2 protein-coding genes are annotated in these 23,653 nt (G+C 40.4%); both read right to left on the bottom strand.

Annotated elements, in window-relative coordinates; all coding sequences use genetic code 11:
- Positions 1-17: 17 nt before the first annotated feature.
- Positions 18-1,598 (bottom strand): YHYH protein, encoded by a 1,581-nt coding sequence (locus tag EGM47_RS15340; RefSeq protein WP_124981708.1) that lies wholly within the window; start codon positions 1,596-1,598, stop codon positions 18-20.
- A complete protein-coding gene (locus EGM47_RS15335; protein ID WP_124981707.1) occupies positions 1,595-23,650 on the bottom strand; it encodes a YHYH protein in 22,056 nt (7,351 codons plus the stop codon). The genes EGM47_RS15340 and EGM47_RS15335 overlap by 4 nt, the downstream gene beginning before the upstream one ends.
- Positions 23,651-23,653 lie beyond the last annotated feature (3 nt).

Genomic DNA, 23,653 nt, shown 5'->3' with positions numbered 1-23,653 from the left:
GTTTTCTACAGTGTTATTTAGGTCGCATCATATGTAACTGTCGTAGTGTCATACTTCACTGCGGTAGATGAGAAGTCAGTATCACCTTGTCCACCGCCTAGTCCTGTTACTGTTAGTGTTGCAACAGAAGACATCAATGGTGAGTTACTTGCATTGTTTGCGGGTGCAGGTCCTCGTAACTCAACCTTATATTTGTAGTTGGACATGTAACCCAATGCAGTGAATGACAAGGAATTACTTGTAGCTCCAGTAACTGCAGCGTATGCAAATCCATTATCAGTTGATCTATACCACTGATATGAGATAGGTCCAGGTATTGGTGACACCTGTGCTTGGACTGTAAATGTAACAGTTGTGTTGACTGCTGCAGTAGAGCTCTGAGGTTGAGCAGTAATCTGCAACGTAGGTGTAACAGGTGGTGCACCACCATCTCCTGTAGGAGGTGGAGGAGGTGCTGCTGCTCCGTTATTAGCAGGTGCATCTAAACTCTCTCTACTAAATGATCCAACCATATAAGGGAAGGTAGGATCACCTTCTGCATCTATAGAGATAAAGTATGCATAAGTCCCATTTGGAAACTCTGGTGTTACACAGAATCTTCCATTGTGCATATCCAAATCACCTACACCATCAACATATTCCCAGTCCTGTATCAGTGATCCTGCAGGAGGGTTTTGTGCTGTGGTGCCATAATCAGGTCTATTCTCCACTTCAATATTTCTTGTCCTATAACTAGATGTCATATGTCTAGTTGTTTGTGATGCTGTAAAGGGCACGTCGTATGCATAAGGACCGTAAATAGGGAAACCATCAAAACAGTATCCTAGGATTTTTGAATGTCCGTCAGGATGACGCATGTTGTCACCGTTAAACTGACTGCTACCAAAATAATCGTTATAGTTTGCCATGGCAGAATTTGCCTTATAACAATCTATAAAATGACTATCATGATAGTGATATTGTCCTGTGTTTTCTGGATGTCCTCCACAAGAGTCATCTCCAAAATCTACAGGTGAGTTTTCATAATGTGCATTCCAGTTAAATCCAACAGGGGGGTTTCCTCCTGTCCCTGCACTAGGATTGAAAAATACAACACCATTAGCAGCAATACCAATAGCACCAAGTGGTGTTTCTATTCTTCCATTTCTTTGATCGTAATATGTGTATGTGCCTGTTGGTATTGTTTGTGAGTCTGCAACAATAAGATCTAATCTTTGGTCTGTAGCGAGCCAGCATTCCCCTGCAATGGATGTAAATGTTGTCCCTCTAAATATAAATCGTTGTTTTCTACCATCACTGAAGATAAAGAATAGATGATCGCCAGGAGTAATAGTTTGGGAAGAAAATAACCCATTGTCGTTAAGTGAAATATTGATAGAGATAACAAATCCACTTTGAAAATAAGTGTTATCATCAAAAGTCCTCTGCACACCAAACTCACCACCACGGTAAGTAAACGAGTGACTAAATGCCTGCTCAGTTACTGAGTTGGGATTGTTTAGGTTAGGAAAAGTGCCGTAACCAACTGGATCGGGAAGTCCGTCACCAGTTACGGCAAGTATTTTCGTGCCTGAGTCGTAGGATGCTGTAGCGGTCATGCGTCGTCAAAGATATCAGCAGGGTTGAAGTTAGAGATCACTGTGGTGCCGATCTGGACAGACAGGATTGCAGAGAAACTGTAGACAGGTGTTGCACCTGCTGCTGTTATTGCAACTCTGTATTCATCACCATCATCTTGTTGAGTTGAGTTACCTGTGTTGAATGTTGCTTGGTTACCACCAATGATGTTTGACCAGACTTGTGTGCCGTAGTCTTTCTTCTGCCACTGGTAGTTTAGTGTAGTAGTATTTATCGCTTGATCGGATGCTCTTACAAACTCAGCAACCACAGTAAATGCTGCAGTCTGACCTTGGTTAACTGTAACGTTAACAGGAGAGATTACAATTCTGATTAAACCATCTTCTACAACGATTGGGTTACCTTGATTATCAATACCCTCGCCTGCATAGATATCAAATCCACCGTTAACAGGTGATCCTGATGGTGTTACGAAGTCATCCTCAACAGTTGTCTCAGCAGCGACTAGAGGTAATTGATATCCAACGCCAGGTGTCCTTACGTCGATCCTCTGGATACCCATCATAGGCACCAATCTTGCGTCGAAACCAGTAGAGGAGATAACCTCAACGTTAGGTTTAGAGGTATAACCATCGCCAGGATTAGTAATTGTAGCAGCGACAATCTGACCACTAGTGATGTTTGCTAGTGCTTCTGCACTTCTACCCTTAACTGATCCTGTATATTCAAATGTAATCAAGGAGTTAGAAGATTCAATTAGAGCAACTTCTCTTGGGAATTCTTCACCCTCGATTTCTAATGAGTCACCCGCTTCGATTGGTGGGACAACAGTTGCTGAGATAACGTCAGCATCAGATCCAATGTAAGAGAATCCAACGAATGTTGCTCCTGCTCTTGGGACTTCAGCGAAGATAATTCTAGATCCAACAATCTCGTATGCTACGCCTGGCTCCTGTATGATACCGTTGAGAGAAACAAGAATGTTGTTTTCTGGTAGGATCGTTGCAGAAGATACACCTTCAGTTAGAGTCAAGGAGTAGAAGATTCCGTCTAACTTCAAGTTGAAGGAAGATCTCAATGAATCAAACTCAAATCCAATATCATCAAGTTGTCTTAGTTTACCAACGTAGTATCCGATAAACTCAGATCCAATCTCAGGTGGCTCAGTAAACTGAATCTGATCAGAGAATGCAGTGTATGCGTTAACAGCACCTGGTGGTTGTAGAATACCGTTAACAAAGATGAGCATGTGTCCTGCAGGATCTGGGAAGTATGCTTCTCCATTCTCAACAGATAGTGAGAAGTTTTGCTGCACACCGTCAAATCCTCTGAAGTAACGATCAACACGTCCAACCAATGTCCTTGCATCAGATATAGCAGCACCCCATCCATCATCACCTTTAATGGTCATGTTGTCATAGAATTCACCAACTGCTTCCTCAACCCATATTCTTGCAGTAATACCTTGCTGCTCAATCTTAGCGATCTTAGCGTATGAAGTATACTGTGGGTTGCTTACTGCAATTACGTTAGAGTAGATAACAGGGAAGTTTGTAGAGATATCAAACTTACCTATGAATATACCTGCGTTTGTAAATTCAGATACAGGAGCACCTGTGCCTTCTGGTTGGATATTACCAATCCAGAGTTTGTGTGGGACAGGAGGAGTTGCTGTTGCATCTGGCTCTTGATACTTAGTTACATATCCTTTCAAACCAGGATTCTTAATAACTGTGCCTTGGAGCATGTATACTTCATCTCCTTCTTCAAAGGTAGCAGCAAGACCTGCCTCGATGAATAGACTACCAAGATCCAATTCAATAATCTCTGTGCCGTGGATAATATCGTTAACCTCTGCAACACCGCCAGGTTGATAGATACCCTTAACATCAAGGATGTAATCAGTAAGACTACCGTAGATAATATCGTTGGTATCCCATCCAGATTGGATAGTTTCAACATCCATAACAACACGACCACCATCATTACCGATGATTGCACCAGACTTGTTATCGTAGAATACGATGTCTGCTTCAGTGTTATCTGCCTTCTTAAAGATCTTATCTCCAACAGCGTAGTTACCAAGATCAACGTTTAGGAGCAGACGATCAGTTATAGCAGTAACGTCTGCAGTTGCAGCACTATCCTCACCAATAAGTGTGTCACCAACTGCCCAGTTAGGTCCTTGCTTCTCAGTTATCCTAAGAATAATTTCTGTATTTCCTGCGTTGTAGTTAACTTGTAATGCCTTACCGATTGCAGTTGCATCACCAGACTTGAATATACGCTCGCCATTCTGTAGTTTAGATACACCAACATCAGAAGGATTGTTAAGTCTAACGTATAAGTATGTTTCTCTAATGGATGCTTGGTTGAAGGACTGTGATCCAATCTCAGCAAACACATCAGATGTTGTGCCGTAAAGGACGTCAGCATCAAGGAATCCACCTGAGTATGGAGTTTCAACATCAGGATTACCGTATGTTGTAGTTACTCTATTAATACCAGATCTAACAAGGACTTGGAAGATATGAGATGAATTTGAAGTGTCGTCAAAGATGAGAGGTCTAAATCTACCATCGTGAGTTGCCACAGCACCAATCTCGAAGAATGTTGCTTCAGCATTCAAGATCTTATACATTGATTGGTTAGCACCAACTAATGTCGTGCCAGATGCAGGGATGTATTGGACAACATCACCACGTCTGAAGAAGTTAGCACGGTAGATTCTAACTCTGTATTCTTTTCTATCATATCCTGCACGGACTGTAGGAGTAAGAGATACAAGAGCAGGATCGGTATTCCAATCAAATCCTTCGTTGTATGCGTTATGTCTGTTGTGGACGTCAGTATTAGCAATCCATGTAGTCTTCGCCTCAGTAGAGAATTTAGATTGCTCAAGAGCAAACTCAAAGACGTTGAAACTAGAATCCATATTGAATTCTGTTGCCTCTTGATCCCACTCAACACGAAGAGGTGGAATGTAAAGACCAGGATCTGCAATGTATGGAATCCAACCTGCACCGTCAGGAGCATATATGATTGACTTACAATATTCTCTAACACGAGTCATGTGATAGATGAGGTGAGTCCTAACAATTCCTTGGTAAACGATCATGTTACCGTCACCGTCAAACCAGTTACTGATAGAATCAAATGCTTCACCGTTACCACCTGTAATGAGGTCGTAGATTACAGCATGAATTATTTGATCAGCAAAGTCTGCATCTCCTGCATATGAAGGATAGAAGGTTACAGTTTGATCAAATGCTCTCTTCTTAATAGCAGGTTTGTTGAATAGAATCATCGACGCTGCCATCATATTAGAGTTGGTGCCTGCACCAAGAGTCTTCAGAAGGACTTCATACTTGTCTCTAATTCCATTTCTAACGTCATAACATGTGCCGAAGTTGTATTCATTTGTGGCACTTGCAGTAGGAGCAGTCTCAGTAACAGTTGTGCCATAGTATGTGTTACCATTACCTGCAACAGCAGCATCAATACCACCCTCAAGAATTGCCATCAAAGTATTGATTGCAGATCTTTGATCAGGACATGTTTGATTCCATATTCTAAATCCGTTGCTATCAGTCCCTGTCTGATTATCAAATGTGACAGAAAGATCTCTGAGTGGAATATCTCCACCATATTTTGCTGGCCATATGTTTGGCAGTGATGGCTCAAATGTGCCACTAATGCTATTAGGATATGTGGAGTTATCGTTACCATCAGGATCATTGATGGTGTCAGTAACGATGCTTACAAGTCTCTCAAATTCATCATCTACATCAGCGTCATTTACAGCAGATATTGATCCAGTATTATTGACCCATTTGTCTTCAATATCAGCAAGAGGAGTAAACTCAGCACCGTTAGTAGCATGTCTAGAAGGTGTAGTGCCTTGATAGATTTGCTTAGCAATATCTCTAGCAGTATTTGTAATCCAAGTTGTCTCGTTGATAACACCTTGAATGTGTTGGATAACACCATTCTCAACATAGAATCCTGCACCAAGTGCAACCATGTTGTCTCCACCATACTCTAGGTTGAATGTTGCCCAATGAAGAATATCAGCGACGTCATGGACACAATCAATAGATCCTGCTGCAGTGATACATTCATGTGTAGCACTTACAAATGTATGGTTATATTGTTGACCTGCAGGAGATGCACCAACGTTAACTGTTACAGTGCCAGACTGTTTAATAAGGGCACCAGATGATGCAGAAACGAAGGTATGTGCGTATTGCTGACCAACTTGAGAAGGATAAACGTTAACACTGATTGTGTCATCATCAATTTTAGTAACAAGTAACCACTTGTTATTTGCAGGGTCGGTGCTCCTTGGGTATGCATGGTTTGAGTTGTTTCCATCTTGTGTGCATGTAAATGTAATACCGTCAGTAGCAATTTTTACTCGGTTTCCAGTTACAAGACCGTGACCATTAGCAGTGATATTTAAAATACCAGTCTGAGGATCATAGGTTGCTCCTGTTGGTGTCTGAGTGCTTGTGCCAACAGCAGTTACACCGACAGTTTTACCATAGTAAGGATCGGTTGTCCTAGGATATGAATGGTTAGATGCATTGTTATCCTGATCACAAGTAAATGTCAGTGAGTTAGGAGCAATCATCAAACGATTGCCAACGTTGAATACATGATCAAGATTGTTGAATGTCATCACCATGTCACCAGTAGATGAGTTATAGGTGATAGCATCAGGTGTATTCTTCTGACCACCGAATTGATCTCCCCACTTAATAGATCCTGCAAGTGCACTCTGGAATTGGTGAGTATACTGCTGACCTTGTGGTGACGCTCCGACGTTTACAGTAATAGTTGTTTGTGAGATATCCTCAACAAGAATATTCTTTTCATAGAAAGGATCAGTTGTCCTAGGATATGGATGATCAGTTGCATAGTTATCCTGAGAGCATCTTAAGGTGATACCTAGAGGAGTAATTCTGATAGTATCGCCTCTTTGTATATCATGCTTACCAATGGTGACTTCCATCTTACCGTTGGTAGAATTGTAAAGCACATCAGTAGGAGTAAACTCCTTAGTCCACAATGCACTAGATCCACCATTAATATTCAATGAAGGATACTGATCTAATCCACGACGGACTGCCTCTTCTGCAATAAATCTAATGTTTCTTTCAATAGCACGAGCACCATAGATTCTATTATTAGATGCACCATTACGCTCGTAACTCTCAGATTGGAAGGTTACCTCATTGTGACCAGGTAATGTATCGCGACCAAATCCATTTCTCATGGTAAGGATTGCCATGTCTCTAGCAATCTTAAATACAGTCTTAGTTGCTTTCTCTTCACCTTCGACGTGCTTGAGACCACCGTCAGATCTTACATAAAGTTTACCAATCCTAAAGATCTCAGAGTTACCACCATGACGTAAGTCATGTGCAACACCTTTCAATACATCAACAACATCATCTTCACAATCAACAGGGTTACCAGTTGGGACAGTGAATGATCCGAAGTATGACAAGTCATTCATCGTAGAGACTGCTTCTTTAGCAATCACTCTTGCATTTGTTTCGATTGCATCTGCAGCATCGAAGTATTTGTTTGCTCCAGTTCTTAATTGATCAAACTGCTTAGGATCGTATGTAATTGTAAGATCTCTATAAGAGCTTCTAGATGTATAGATTGGAGTGTAATATTCGTCTTGATGTGTTGCAGTAGCACCAACGGCAGCAGCAGTTTCGCCTGGTGAGAGCAACATGTTATTCGCTGCTTTCAATGCAAGCATTTCTGTATACTTGATTGCATCAAGCATTGGTTGCAATTCATCAGTGATATAGAGAATTTCATTGTCGCTGTTAAGGTAACTATCAATTACCTTCTGAGTTTCAGCATTACCACCCATAATGATGTCACCAATGACAGCAGGCAAGACATGATCCTTAAGATCACGAATGCACTTACTCTCATTAGGAATTGTCAAGAATTCAACAGGGTTGCCGTTGATAGTCTTGGTGTAAAGATTCTTGATATATCCAACTGCCTCCTCAGCGATATAATCGCGGTTTTTCCAGATAAGTGCACCTGCATCTCTAAATCTATGTCCAGTAGGAGCAAGGACATCAGCAATATAATCACCTAAAACATCTAATTGTGACTCTACTTGAGTTGTGCCACTGAGTGAATGTGGGACACGAAGTTTAGTTGTGTATGTGCCTGTAAGTCCAACGTCACTAGTGTTAATGACATACTTACAAAGTTTTACAACTTCACGCCATGCATATAAAGTTTGTAGTAACTCTTGACCGATATACTCGATCTCACCACCTCTTGTGCGGTAGAAACGAGCAGTAACGATAACGTTGTAGTTACCACCTTCTCTCAAATCCTTGACAATAGCAGGTAATATATAATCTCTTGTGTCACGAATACAAACGTTTGTGCCACTCATTGTGCCACCTGCTCCGTAAGTATCGCCAGGTATTGTAAAGTCTGGGAAGAATGCTTGCATGATACCGACTGCTTCCTCAGCAATCCAATCACGGTTAATATCAATTATATCTGCAGCATCCCTGTAAATTTCTCTACCCAGATCAACTTCCTCGATTGTGATACGTTTGTTGAGGTAGTCAATAGACTTAAGTGTAGAAGAGGATAGAGTTATGCCAGTCAGGGTAGCATATGTCTCCGTCGTAGATACCACAAACGGAGCCTCGGCGTTAAGACCAAATACAATCCCATCTCTAGTGAAATCTGGATCAGAGGAAGGAGTAATTGTCGCACCAGTATAATCAGCAGTGCCCTTTCGGACAATGAGGTTATCGAGGTTGCCGACCAACTGCTGACTATTAGCGACATCCTTACCAAGACCAAATCTTGCATAGGGGTAGTCGTTTGTATCACTGTATGTTGTTTGTTGTATGCCATCGATATACAGCGAAGTGACAGCTGACTCTCTTACAACAGCGATGTGATGCCACCTCTGTGCAATAAGAGTATTGGTTGACGTTATTAAGGTAGAAGATCCATTCTTAATAAGCACGTTACCACTACCATTAACTTCTGCATTCAGACCACTAGCAGTTGCTTGAGGTCTACGCATATCAAATAAGGTTTGAGTGCCAGATACTGCATCTAGACGAATTCTCATTTCGATGGTGAAATCACCAGTGCTAAACTTGAAGTCGTTTCTTGCAGGTTGGATGATACTACCAGTATTAGGTATTCTTATAGATTTGGTGCTATTAGATAAGGAAGAAAGAATTGTAATATCATCAATGGTGCATGCAGTGTTAACCAGAGTAGAGTTGGTTACAAATTCACCGATGCTAAATGTGCCAGTTGCTGTGCCACTGTAGATCCATTTAAGACCAGAGTTAGATCCCTTGATTGGTGCAGATGCTTTAGTTGTAACACCTTTAAGATTTTCGCCAGGTAGGAATAGACCTCTAGAAGGATCTTTATATGCATACTTAGAAACACGAAGTGTCTCGCCCGCAGTGTATCCACCGTCAGTGATAGTCCTTTCGGTAGGAGCAGTGCGAGTGGCATGTGCCATGTTGTTATTGGTATATGCTGTTGTATACACACTTTGTAGTGTTGTGTATGCAGATACAACAGTCGCACATCCGCCAGTATTAAGGTTGTAAGGTGTAAGATCTTGATCAAACCACTGTCTCTTACCATGGTTACCTGTTACTGCAACTCTAGGATAGAAGTAGTCATCAAATGTCTTAGACACAAAGTGTAAGTAATGAAGTCTTACAGTGTCTCCGTTACTGAGAGTAGGTGTATAATCTTCAGCAAGAGTAATAGAGAGTGTGCCTCCTGCAACGTCATAGGTTGCATTCGCAATATCAGCAGTAGCATCTAAAGTAACTGCATTAGAAGAAGCACTTATGAATGTATGAGTATAGTTACCACCTGTGATAACAGCACCAAATGTTGCACTCTGGAAGATGTGATCATACTGACCTTGTGCAGTTGCAGCACCAACGTTTACAGTGATAGTAGTTGATGTTGCTGAGAGAATCTCAATAGAAGTGTTAAAGTATGGGTCAGTTGTCCTAGGATAAGCATGATCAGTTTGATAGTTATCCTGAGAGCATCTAAAGATTAGAGATTCTTGAGCAATCTTGATATGTGTGCCTGCCTCTAATTTGTGCTCACCAATAGTCATTATCATCACACCACTAGCAGGGTTGTAACTAACAGCTGTAGGAGTGAAATTAATTAATGGAGATGCACCAACGTTAACTGTAATTGATGTGTTTGCAACAACAGATTTAACTTCTAGAGGGACATTATAATAAGGATCTGATGCACGAGGATAAGTCTTCTGACTACTATTTCCATCCATCGTGCAAGTAAAGGTCAAACTATTTGCAGCGATAGAAACCATTCTACCTGCAGTGATACTATGAGATCCGATAGTAAGGACTAGATCACCAGTTACAGGATCGTAAGTAGCACCAGATGGTGTAAATTGTGGAGGTGCCACAACCATCTTACCGTTACCAACATATGTCAATGCGTCACCTGCATCCAGTGTGACAGTTGGGACAGTGACATCAAATGTCCTGCTGCTGTTGTTTACGTTAGCAACTGTAAATGTTTGACTACCATTATCGATGATATCGTGTGCAATATTTTGCACTTGAGCAAAGATACCGTTTATCTGAGATGCAGTTGTAGGAGAATCATCGTATGCAATAGCATAAGTTGCAGCATCATATACTCTACTATTACCACCATACTTAAGATCGTAAGCAATAGCTTCAATTACATCTTTAATGTCGTCTATGCAATCAGCGTCAGTTTGGTGAGGAGTAAATCCTGGATTAGCAGTCTTATAAACGTGAAGTGCTTCTGCAGCAATAAATTCTTTGTTATTAAGAAGAAGGTTTGATCCATCAATCTTAAGATTACCCTGTGATACTGGATCAGCAAATAGACCAGTAATCTTAGGACCACCTGTGCCTTCAGATGAGTAAGATATAGCACCTGTAAGGTTATGTGTATTTTCTGCAGTAACAGAGTGGATAATAATATCAGTTAAGAATCTGATATTCTGCTGCACGTCAGCACAGTTAGACAAACTCTGAGCATTACCAGAAGAGTAGTTAGGATCGTAAGTATGTGCAGGAGCAGATCCACCGTAAGTTATAGGATCGTTTAAGTTATATCCTTCGTTACCAATATCCTTAATGAAGAGCAAGTTATTGATAGCATAATACATTGTATCTCTTGCTTTCAATATTGCAGTTTGAGACTCAGCAACTTCACCATAGAATCCATTAAGGATAAAGTTACCAGTAGAGTCAAAATATTGCTCTGCAAAGTTTTGAGATTGGAATTCACCACCTGATGCCAAATCGTCAGCGATTGCCTCAATAAAGAGTCCTAAATCACGACGGCATTTTTCTTGTCCGATAGATGTTGTAGGCTCAATCTCAGAAGGAATATCATTTAAGTTTCCTGCTGTGAGTGCTTCGTTTTGCCAAGTCCAGATAGTATTAATTGCAGACTGCACGTCGCTACAATTATCAACAGTAGCGTTATCTGTATTGCTGCCTGGAGTCGCGTACGGAGATCCTGGTGAGGGGTCTGCTGTGATTGAGAGGTCTGCATAATAAGTTGCTTCATCGTTAGAATTGACTGCACTGAATACGCCAGTCAACTGGTTTGTAATCGCTGCCATCACTAGATCTTTCGCTTGCTCAACGATATAGATCAATTCGGCCTGTGCCCTATCGTAGGAGAAAGTTGCAGCGTCGGAGAAGTATTCGTTAATCCATTTCAGTGAATACTGGTTACCACCTGAGTGGATGTCAAGAGCAATACATTCCAACCATAACATAACGTCAGCAATGTATGCATCTTTATCTCCTGCTGAGGTGCCAGTAAACTGTGTTTTCTGTAAATCGTATGCTCTTAGTTTGATTGCCTCAATATTCTTCCAGATCATGCGATATGCATCTCTGAATCTTGAGGTTGTATTTGTTTGGACGTCGCCAGGATAGTAGAAGTCAGGATGCTCTACAGCAACATAACGCTCTGCTCTATCGATAATCTCTTGCTTGTTTCTACGGATACTTCTTGCACCGTCATTCTTTCTATTACCTGCATTACCTACAAGGTTTGCATAGAAAATTGCTTTATTTCTAAGAGCATCACCTTTTGCAAATGTGCCACTAGAAAGATTATCGTATTCAATCTCAGTGCTTCTAACTTCTTCAAAGTCTAGGAAGTCTTCGTTGATTCTTGCACTAGGATCATACAATTTGACAGGTGTAATAGAAGACTGTGAAATGTCATCCAGAATAACGTTAGGATTCTGAATAGCAACAAGTCTTTCGTAGATAAGACCAAAGAATGTAGATCCCTTGTTAATGATTAGAGTATCAACAGGTTGACCAGTATTAGGATCAAGATATGGACTAATGAATGTAATCTGAGCAACAATCTTAGATTTACTTGAGTAGATATATTCGTTTAGTCTGATATCAAAGATACCAGTTTCAAATCTCGCAGTACCTGAAGTCTTACTTAAGAGTAATTCATCGGTTGCATTACCTTGTGCATCGAGGTTTGTCTCTTCAATAATTGCGATATCACCTTCAAAGTTAGTGATAGTCTCTTGGAATTTGAAGAGGTTTTCAGTATTGAGTAGAGTAACAGAATCTACAATAGCAGTGAAGAGGTTAGATCTCTTAATAATCTCACTGACTGTGAAAGGTCCGTCGGTAATATTAATTACGTCAATGTGGAAAGTCCCAGAGTCAACGACAGTTGCATATGCATCTGAAGATTCACCATTTACTTGTTGACCCATCTCAGGGAAAATACCCTGTGGATTTTGTAGGGCGATTCTATAAACAGGAACTGTTGCAAATCTAACGCTTCTATATCTGACCTGAGATGCTGCTTTAGGTGGCTCAGCAAATACAATCTGATTACCAACAATTTGATATGCAGTGCCAGGTGCTTGAATAACACCATTCAATGTAACCGCTAACTGGTTACCCTTAACAATTACACCTTCACCTTCAACAGTGATTGGGAATGATTTCTGCAATCCGTCAAATTCACCAGAGATATCATCAATCTTCTTAACAATAGAAGTCAAGATTTCCTCAGATGAGGTCAATCTTCTATTTCTGAATAGCACCTCTGTATTGTTATAGTCAGTATATACTGGCTCAGCAGCACCGAATGATGTAATCTGGTTTACGTTAGTATACTCATTAATATTAACTTCTTTAATAAATTCTGTGCCAACCTTTCTACCAGATACGTCCTTTCCACCAGTCAGTTGTAACTGACCAAACATCTTAAATCCAGTTGGGTGGTTGTTATCTAATACTTGCTTCTTCCATCTTGTGATAGGAATCTCAGATGTAATAACATAAGAGAATGACTGATAGAAGAAACTATCTTGAATCTTCTGGACAATCTCAGATGGTTTACCAATGTCATCAATAAATCTACCAGGTGTCTGTGTAATTGAGTCAATATTCAATACACCACGAGCAATGCTCAAGTTGTCAATAACACCTGATGCTTTAGAAACCTCACCTGATACTTTTTCACCTTGGACAAAGTTACCTGTGTAATCAACAATCTTAAGAATCTTAGGACCGATCTGCCAACCAGTGTTAGTAGAAACAAAACCTTCTGCAGTTGCTTGCTCGGGAGAGTTACCTTGATATACTTTCTCACCTTCTAAGAATCTAGAAGTTGCAACAACAGCATCAGCAGTACCTCCAAACACCTCGGTCAAGAGAGTTTGTCGTCCTTCACCTTGAGTTAGGAAGGTAATAAAGTCACCAGATTGTGCAGCCTGTAGTGTTAGACCGAAACGTAATTGATCAGACTCTAACTGATCAGCAATAGCATAATAAGTTTGACCTGCAACCAAAGTAGTCAAACCTGCACTACTTGGTTTTGGTAGAATACCAGTTGTAGATCCAACATCATCAGCACGCAACTGAATAGCAGCACCAGTTGTGATACCATGTGGGAAGTTAAACTGTAGATAGTTAAGGTCTAAGTTAACAACATAGTTGAATTCTGATTTCAGAGTTACAACAGGCTCAGATGAATATCCTTGACCTGGATTCTTGATGATGATCTCATTAAGACGATTGTTTTTGATAACCGCCTCTGCCTCAGCACCTGATCCACCACCACCTTCAATTACAACTGCAGGAGCAGAGGTATAACCAGAACCTGGATTTGTAATCTTAATTTCAGTTAGGATTGAAGTATTGAATAGTTGAAGGTTAACAGGGAATGTAATCTCAGGACGTAGAGTATAGTCATGAGAGTATCCAAAACCAAATTCGTTATTCTTAAGTCTCTTAATCTTACCAATATTCTTACCAGTCAAGAATACAGATGCACCTTCACCTTCAGCAGGAATTACAACGTCTAGAGCAGCACCAGATCCTGCAAGAGTAGGTCCTAAGATACCAGTGATGGCATCAACGTCTATGGATGCAGTTGTATAACCTTTACCTGCATCAGATACAGTAGCAGATGTGATTGTGCCAGATCCAATTTCCTCGTCGAGAGTAACAGTAAGAGTTGCTAGACCACCCTCACCATCTCCATCGATAGGCACGTTATAGTAAACGCCAGGTTGATATTCTGTACCTCCATCAATGATGGTGATACGCTCAATCTGTCTGAATGATGCAATGTCAGAGATAACAGGAAGTTTCTGATAGAATCCACCTGCAGACACTAGTTTAATAGTGTTAATAGGTCCGATTGCCTTAACAGATGTGGTTGAGTAGTAGGAGAATGGATTACCAAACTCATCATCTTGGACTTCTGCAGATGTTGTCTCTGGCTCAAGTAATAGTGGGAATTTGAATTCAGTGTTATTAACAACCTGAGAAATTCTAAATGTGCCATCATAAGGAGTCTTGATAACATCAACAAAGGAGTTATCACCAACAGGTGAGTTTGCTCCAACCCTAGATGGATCAAAGTAGTAAGAAATATTTGTTACGTTACCTATAGCAGAGAATTTAACGTATGGACGTAGACCTTCTGCCTGCACACCTGGTGTGCCAACACGAGTAATATTGTTAAAGGAATATTCCAACTTATACTGGTTATCCTGTGCAAATGACAGATAGTAACCGAAGTTAGATGCATCACCAACGTCAAAGACGTATTGATGATTTCTGATAAAGGTTAGTGATGGATGCTTAGCATATATCTTAACGCTAGAGATTGCTCCTTGTACGAATAGAGGATCACCTGCAGCAGTTGTCCTCAATGCAAAGACATATTCTCTACTACCAAATACTTCACTGATAAAGAATGATCCGTTATATTCAGTAGTCGTAAATCCTTCAGTAAAGATAATATCGTTTGCTCTGAAGTTGTGAGGTGTAACAGATGTTGCATAAACAAGATCTGATCTTGCTTCGCTAGTCTTCTTAATATCTTTCTTAAGGACACAAGTTAACTCAACCTCTTTAACTGATGGGAATCCAGTAACCTTAACAATCTTGTATGCATCATTTCCATCATCATCGATGACAATGTTACTAGAGTTAATTGCAATAACATCGCCAGGTATGTAAGAAGATGCAGGTTGTGTTTTAAGAATCTTAACAGAATACTGACCTCTATCATCATATGGTTGGAATCTAGCGTAGTCAGACAATGCCAACTCTGTAGATTTCCATTCCCATGTAACACCACCATCAGATGCTGTGCCAGTTGTATGGACGGGAGCAGTGACGCCAGATGTACCTGCAATCGTTACTTCATATATGTTACGCTTCCAATAAACTTGATATCCAACAGGATATAGAATGCCAGAATCCCAACGCTCCATGTCGAGATCTCTATATTGAGGTGTAGGATATGGCTCTTCTTGAATGTCAATGTTAAACTCACCTGCATTCCTGATAAACACCCAAGTGATAGCACCGTCAGATACTGCACCAGTTGTATGTGTTGGAGGTGTTACACCTGATGTGCCACCTGCCTGTGCTTCGTATATCTTCTGTGCATAGTAAACTCTATCACCAGTAGCATATGAAGTTGCAGTTACCCAAAGGTTTTCTGCCTCAATACCAACAAACTTACCAGGCATCTCGTTGATATCTGTTGCCTCTGTAGATCTAAGAAGATCAGTAGTGTTGATAGTGCCGAAGATCTTACCAATCTTATACTTGTTTCCTAGACCAGGATTAGTTGTAGTGCCTTCTGGGACACCTACAATGGTGCCGTATGCTTGGACAACACCAAGAGCATTGTATTGCTGAAGGATTGCACCCTTAGTAAACTTAACATCTTGGTTAAGTGTCAACTCATAAACGTTGTCAATCTTGCTATAGTTTGCATCCTTAATGTAGAATTTGGGGACGACATTTGCAGTAACAAACATCTTCTTACCATTCTTAACAGGAATTGTAGAAGACTTAGATGCAATATTCTCTTTATTGTTAGTCCATGTATATGTCTGGACTGGGGTGTAGACACTAGGAGTATCAGAGAAGTCAAGTAGTTGTAGACCACCTGCACCAACATCCCACTGGTCAATAGCAGGAAGACCTGCATCAGACCATGTGCCAGTTGTCCACTCACTGATAGTAAGATTATCGTAGTTGGTAGGTGTAGTTAGAGCATATGTGCCTCTTCCAGAAGTATGTGCTTTATCGATCTTAACAGCAACCATGTCACTTCTTTCATGTGACAATGGGAATTTAACTAGAGGAGTTGCAAATGTTGACTCATACTCATCAAGTTTAGATATAATCCAATCGTCAATATGTCCAATAAATGCTTTAGCTGCTACAGAAGGATCAGTGCCACCTAATCCAACAGACGCCATATTAACGTCAATTAGAGTTTGATATGTGACTGCAAGGTTGCCATCGTAGTAAACATTGATTTCCCAAACACCTGATCCAGTATTTTCTTTAACAAGTGCAATATGGTGCCATGCTGCAGCAGCAAAATTGCCCCAGTAAGTAGTTTCGGTAGAAGAAGCAACTACACTGCCATTTACTTCAAGAATGATTTTACCGAAGTTGGGATCAGATGAGATACCCATAAGGTATACAGAAACACCAGAGCTGCCATTTACTTCAACAGTGTCAAAGAAGTGTGGAGTATTACCTGCAGCATATGCAGTGGTATTCATACTAAACCATGCTGCAGTAGTCCAGTTTTGACCTTCCCATGCTAGACCAGATGCAGTAGCACGGTTTGGTGCTTGGAATTTAAGTGATCCACTGCCAAACTTGTAATAACCAGTATCTACAGTAGCATCAGCAGGTGTTTGAATTGTAAGAGTAGATATAGTCTGTTTAGTTGTGTCATAGTCTAAATCAGCACTATTATCAAATCTATAGACTGCAAGTTGATTAGGAATCAATCTTTCAGCAAAAGTAATAATATCACCAGAATTATCAACAACAGATGACTTACCAACCTGACCAACAGAGTCAGTAGTTTCAATTAGAGATTCTGCTTTAATTGTGCCATCATACTTGAGTGAAGATACGATATTGACTTTTCTATCTTCGTCATAATCAATAGCAGCAGTAACAACAACGTCACCGAATACATCAACATGTAGACCTGTATTTTTGATAGAAACATAGTTACCTTGAGGTGTCAGTGTTTTACGCCACAACCAAGGCACTTGCACCTGATTACCTTGTGCATCTGCTTGTGTTGAGTTTGCAGTGTCTAAAGCAAGTTTACCAAGTTGAATTTTCTCAAACTTACCATTTGCATTATTATAGACATCCCAAAGAATGAATACATCTCTGTATTCGTCAATCATGAATTTTGGACTTCTTACATAACCACCAAGAGCAGGAACTTGCTTAACGTAGTCTACATTGATGTTAGATCCATCATATGAGAATGTGCCGTAAATTAAATTATCTTGAGTTTGGTTTACACCAGTGAAGAAGAATTGACTATTTGCAATCCATCTAATTTGTGTAATGTCCTCATCACCATTTGGAGAAGAAATCTTACGCTTCTCTTTAAGATCACCATCATTATTAGATTGAATAATCCAAATATCATTAGCATCGATTGCTTGAGTATCAGTATAACCAACAATGTAAATATTGTTATTCTCATCTAAGTAGATGTCAGTAATATAATCTCTACGTTGTCCACCAGATATACCTGCAATAGACTTCTGCCACTTCAGTGTGCCTGTAGGATTGTTGGCATTATCTCTCTCAGAGATATATTTACCAAACCAGACATCTGGATTATAATTGGCGTTTGATGGGTCATATGTTTGGCCACCAACATAAATGGCGTCGTTTTCTTGTGAGTCATCGACATAGAGGCAAGTAAATTCAAGTTTCTTAGTGCCTGCATTGTTTGGAAGCAATGTCCTTACCCACTGCACTTCACCATTGTCGTTAAACTTAGCAAGGAAACCAACTTGGTCACCATCTAAATCTTCTACTAGAGATCCACAAACATAGTAGTCTCTATTATTAGTAATGATACTATCGAATACTTCAATATTACCACTGTCATTCAAATACTCAGACAACCAATAACGTGTCTTAGTAAATGATTGAGGATGTGTTACTCTGATTTGTGGAGGATTAGCAGTATCATATCCATTACCAGAGTTTACGATCGCAAAGGAATCAGCAACACCTGCAGCATCTAAGTTAATAGTAAACTCAGCGTCAATACCACCAGATGCATCAACTAACTCATATACAGGTGGAATGTTTGCATTATAACCAATACCTACTTGATCGACTGTAACTGACTCGATACCGTCTACAACTTTTACAACATACTCTTTATTTGTATTTGCAAGAATAGGAGTAGAGTTAACAATAACTTCATCACCTTGAATCAGGTCATGATTCTCACTAGTTGTAATAACACCATAAGGTCTATCACCAATAATTTCTTTGGTGTATGCAGTAATAGCAACACCTTTGATGCTATCAATAATAGCAGAAGCACCAAATCCACCAGTGCTCTCATTATCAAAGAATACAGTATCATTTACCTGATAAGATCTGCCAGGATTCTCAATAACGAATCCATCAATCTGTGCAGTCTCAAACTGAGTAACAGTCTCTACATCGATGTCAACTTTAGACTCAAGTGAGACTTGAGGGAAGTAATCGTAAATTTGTAGAGTAGGCTCTTCTTGTAGTTGTAGAATCTCTTGTTGCTCATTAGCATCAATTAAACCATCATTATTGCTATCTTGAATCTCAAAGATAATAGGATATCCTTCAATCTCTGTTGTAAGGACATCTGCTTCTTGGTTGGGTTGACGCTCAACATCAATGTCCACATTCTCATATGGGACACGATATCTAACAACATCAGCAGGAATATTCTCTTGGACTGCACCCTGACTTAAATTCCACTCATCAGGCAGTGAGTTAAACGCAGGACCCATAATGTATGGGAATTCTGGATTACCTCTATCAGATGCATCAATAGTGATGAAGTATGCATATGTGCCGTCAGGATACTCAGGAGTCTTACAGAAACGACCGTTATACTGATCTAAGTCACCTGCTTGGAAAACATACTCATAATCAGGCACAAATGATCCTGCAGGATAATCTGCAAGTAGAGGACCGTCTGTCCTGCTAGGATTAGGATTGGTAAGTGGATCTTCTACAATCTCTGGTTTTAGACGATATGATGTGCGAAGTCTTCTTACACCGCTATTTTGGTCAGTTGGATTTGCATATCCATAAGGACCGTAGATTGGGTTACCATCATATGCCCATCCCAAGATTGGAGAGTGTTGGAAGTTCTGGGAGATCTCTTGGAATTGATTTGTCTCTTGATTAAGGAATACGTTGTCACCAACCACATAACGTAGCTCTTTAGGGTCAGAAACGTGTGCATACTCACCACCATACTGGTTGTTAAGACCAGTGAATACATAACCTCTTGCAATGTCATACTTGGATGCAAGGTCATATTCAAAGTTTTTATTCCACTCAAATACTTCTGCAGTGAATGTTGCAAACTCACCGACTGCTTCTAGTCTAACACTGGTTGTGCCTTGACGATAGTTGATACCTCTGTTAAGAATCTCGATACCAATAACTTTACCCTTGTCTTCACCAGTAGTTGCAATACTTGCTTTAGCAACAGCACCAAAACCATCACCATTGATGATTACCTTAGGTGCAGTGGTATAACGACGACCAGAGTTAATAATAGCGATAGAAACGATTCTACCATTCAATACGATGGGTTGTGCTAGTGCACCCTCACCAGATGTAACAGATATCTTTGGTAGAGATGTATAACCAGATCCACCAGATGTAAGTGTAACAGCAGAGATAGGACCTCTGATATTAGCAGTTGCTGCAGCACCACTACCGCCACCACCAGTAATAGTGATAGATGGTTGTGATGTGAAACCACTGCCAGGATTGCTTACCAAGATACGAGTAATATTACCATTAGTAACAACAGCACTTGCAGATGCACCAGATCCACCACCACCAACGATAGAGATCAAAGGTGATGATGTATAACCAGATCCACTGTTTGTTACTTCAAATGAATCAACACTACCGTTAACTGTAACATTAGCAGTTGCACCAGATCCACCACCACCTTCAATAAGGACTTCGGGTGGTGATCCTGCATCATAGTTTTGTCCTGCAGTAGAAACGACAATACCAGTCAGAGGACCGAAAAGGACTGACTCTCTTGACTTATAGCACCAAATAGAGACACCATTTACCCAAGCACCGATTGCACTATTAGCAGCAATCTCTTGTCTCTCAGAAACGGTATTTACGACTCTAGGGACTCTAATAAGTTTTCTTTGGTTGCCAGGTATCAATGCAGACCCAATGAAAGGTCCTATCTTGTAGTTTGGAAGACCAGACGCTGCAACATAGACATAATCAGCGTTGAAGAAGGAATTCTGAATATTAGTTGTAAATTCGGTTACAACATTGTTAATTGGGATTTCAGTGGACTTACCTCTGTTAAGATCGACTGAAAGAAGGATATTACCAACTGGAATGATATCAGTCGGTGTAGCAACTCTATATGAGAAAGTAAACTCGTCAATACGAGAAGATACTTGGAATGTGCCGTTAAAGACAACTGGGTTTGCACCATACACTGTAACGGTGTCTTCAACCAATAATCCGTGAGGTTCTTCGGTTGTTACGGTTGCAACTTGTGATGCACCGCCAGGATCGATTGCAGAGACCTTAATAAGTTTTTTAACGTTGTAAAACCAAGATTCTAGTCTTTGCTCTCCAACAGAGTCGGATCCAAGTGATGCAACCTTTAATTTATCGCCAGGTAGGTAATATGATCCAGTATCGTCGAGCACAGTGCTTCCTGCTTCGGCAATACCCAAAACACGCATTTTGACTTCATTAGCAGTGTCTTTATTAGCGTATATGAAGATATTGGAAGTAATGATTGTGCCAGGATCCCAATCTTCAACAATACCGTTATTTGATCGAGTACATTCAATAAATTGGTTAAGTGACTTCTCTTTATACTGGACTTCCTCATTATCGCCAATAAAGAAGGTGCCGTTTCTCTCAGGCCATCCAATAGTAGAGTCAACAGTTACAATTTGGTCAACAGTGTCTAATGGCTCAACTAGACGTGTTTTGTATGGAATCTTGAAGGTGCCAACTAGTGTTTCTTCAGAAATTACCAATTCATAAATTGTATCTTCACCTTTGATGATAGAAATCGCATTTTCAACTAATGCTGATGCATATTTGATATTTTGGTCAACTTCGTCGGCATATTGAATAACTTCTGCATCAATTAGGTTAGCAGGGTCACCAGACACTACTTGTGTCCTTAGAATGGTGTCTACGACCCATGTAGCAGCAGATGGGGAGATGATCTGCTCTTTAGGGTATGATACTTCAATCTCTTCACCGAAAAGCACCTTGAAGAGGTATTTTGCACCTAGTGCAGTACCTTTTGCAAGATAGAAGTCCCTGATATTCTTAATTACGTTAACAGGGTTAACTTTTGACGGATCAAGTTGAATAGTGGGCAAATATTGCTTTCTAAACTTTTCAAATAACTGATAGATGAAAATAGAGTCAAGATTATGGACAATAGACCCTACTGGGTGTGTACTGCTTGAAAGTTGCTCTTCTTTTGCATAAATTTGGTTTCCATACTCATCAAATTCAACAACGTTGGAAACACCACGGACAATACCGTTAAAAGCACTAGGGACGTAGTTTCTACCACGCTCTTCGATTACAAAACCAGTAACTTGGTCATATCCTACGTTTACAGATGCTTTTGCTGCAAGAGGCTCAGCAATGTAAATCTTAGGGGGCTCTGTTTCAGAATATCCAGTACCGAAGTTGGTAATATTGATATCTGTTAACTCACCGTTAAAAATAGTCGCAACAGCAGTTGCACCTGTGCCTCCAATAGGATCACCGTATGCATCCTTACGATCATCAACAATATAAACAGAAGGAGCGTCGGTATAACCTCTACCACCTGTCAACAATTCGATATCTGTCACAGCACCGCTAGATACCGTCACATCAAGCACCTGTGCCCCTACAGGGTCGATTACTCTACATCTTGGTGCAGTTGTATACCCACGACCTCTATTAACGATAGTAACCGCTAAAACACCACCCTCAGGAGTTAGTGAGCACTCAGCAATAGCGTTGATACCACCCTCAGGAGCAGGATCAATGTAAATGGCAGGAGGGTTAGCATAATTCAGTCCTGCTTTAGTAACTAAGATGCTATCTACGTTAAGTCTACCTTCAGTATCGATAGTTGCGTCACTAATCTCTGCACCGCCAGGATTATTGAAGGTAATGACTGGCACAAAGTCATATCCAGATCCAGAATCAGTAATTCTGACTGTATCCACCATTCCAGTGGTGTCATTGACTGTCAGAGCAACCTTTGCTTGTCTACCGTTAGGATTTGTAGGAGGAGTGACTAAGGGAATGGGTGGGTTGTAAGATGTATAACCCTGACCACCAGAAATCAACTGAATATCTTTAATACCTGCAACCAAACTGTGTGCAGTAGCATATTCACCAGTAGTAGCAGTCTGAATGTTTACTCTAGGAGCAAAATCAAGTCTATATCCCTTTCCACCATCTTTTACTAAGATATTATCAATCTGATTCTCAAGTACATTACAAACTGCAGTTGCACCACTACCAAATGAGGCAGGCACAAACTCAATCGCTCTAATATGAAGAGTATCAGCACTACCAAGTGCAAATTTAGCAACTAGAGTATCTTGATAAACATTAAACTGCTCAAAAGGTCTCTGTAGTTGTCCTGTGCGGTTTACAACTAGAGAGACGTCAGAAATAGGAGTATATGGTTGACCATTTACTCTTAGAGGATAATATTTGGTGCCTTCCCATTCACTAACAGGAATAGGATCCATAGTAACGATGGTTTTATCAGCAAAACCAATCAGATACTTAATTTGTGTAAAACTTTGATCATCTCCACCAGAGGGTGCTCTAGGAGGAGTTGTAAAGATGATGTTTGTGCCATTGACAGTATAATCAATGGTAGGACGTAGAGTCTGGTTATATGCAGTAACTACAAGGTGATCTACAGACGCAGGAGTTACAGGAGTGCCTTGAAACTTAAGTGGGAATGAAGTGCGGACTCCATCAAATAGGGTATATGGATTTTCTAGTGCTTGCTCTTTCTTTTTAAATTCTGAAGGTGAAATACCTGGCGTCATAATGGCGTCAGGACCTCTAGTTACTGTCTCATAGTAAAAGATCTCATTATCAACCTTGATACTACCATTACGCTCTTGATAACCGTCAATATCCTCTACGACGATCTCGGTATCGTTAAGACCGATCGCCTGTAGCACAGTTGTCTCAGATGTTAAGACATTTGACTGATAAGTGTCAATGTCAAGATAATCGAGTATGTTGTTAAGAATGTCGAATGGTCTTCCGACTTTCTCCTGTGACTTGTAGTATTGTTGTAGTAGTTTGACTAACTGACGATCTTCCTGCTTGATAAAATCAGGGAGTTGTTGCTCAACTCTGTCAGAAACGTTGACTCTAGACATATC

It is taken from the genome of Nonlabens xiamenensis, assembly GCF_003865345.1.
GTDB lineage: Bacteria > Bacteroidota > Bacteroidia > Flavobacteriales > Flavobacteriaceae > Nonlabens > Nonlabens xiamenensis.
Note: the sequence above shows the minus strand (reverse complement) of the source record. Positions and strands in the feature narration are given on the sequence as shown.

What these genes read in the sequence shown, in the direction of transcription:
- EGM47_RS15340 (WP_124981708.1), bottom strand. Translation starts at nt 1,598, where the DNA reads ATGACCGCTACAGCATCCTACGACTCAGGCACGAAAATACTTGCCGTA.
- EGM47_RS15335 (WP_124981707.1), bottom strand. Translation starts at nt 23,650, where the DNA reads ATGTCTAGAGTCAACGTTTCTGACAGAGTTGAGCAACAACTCCCTGAT.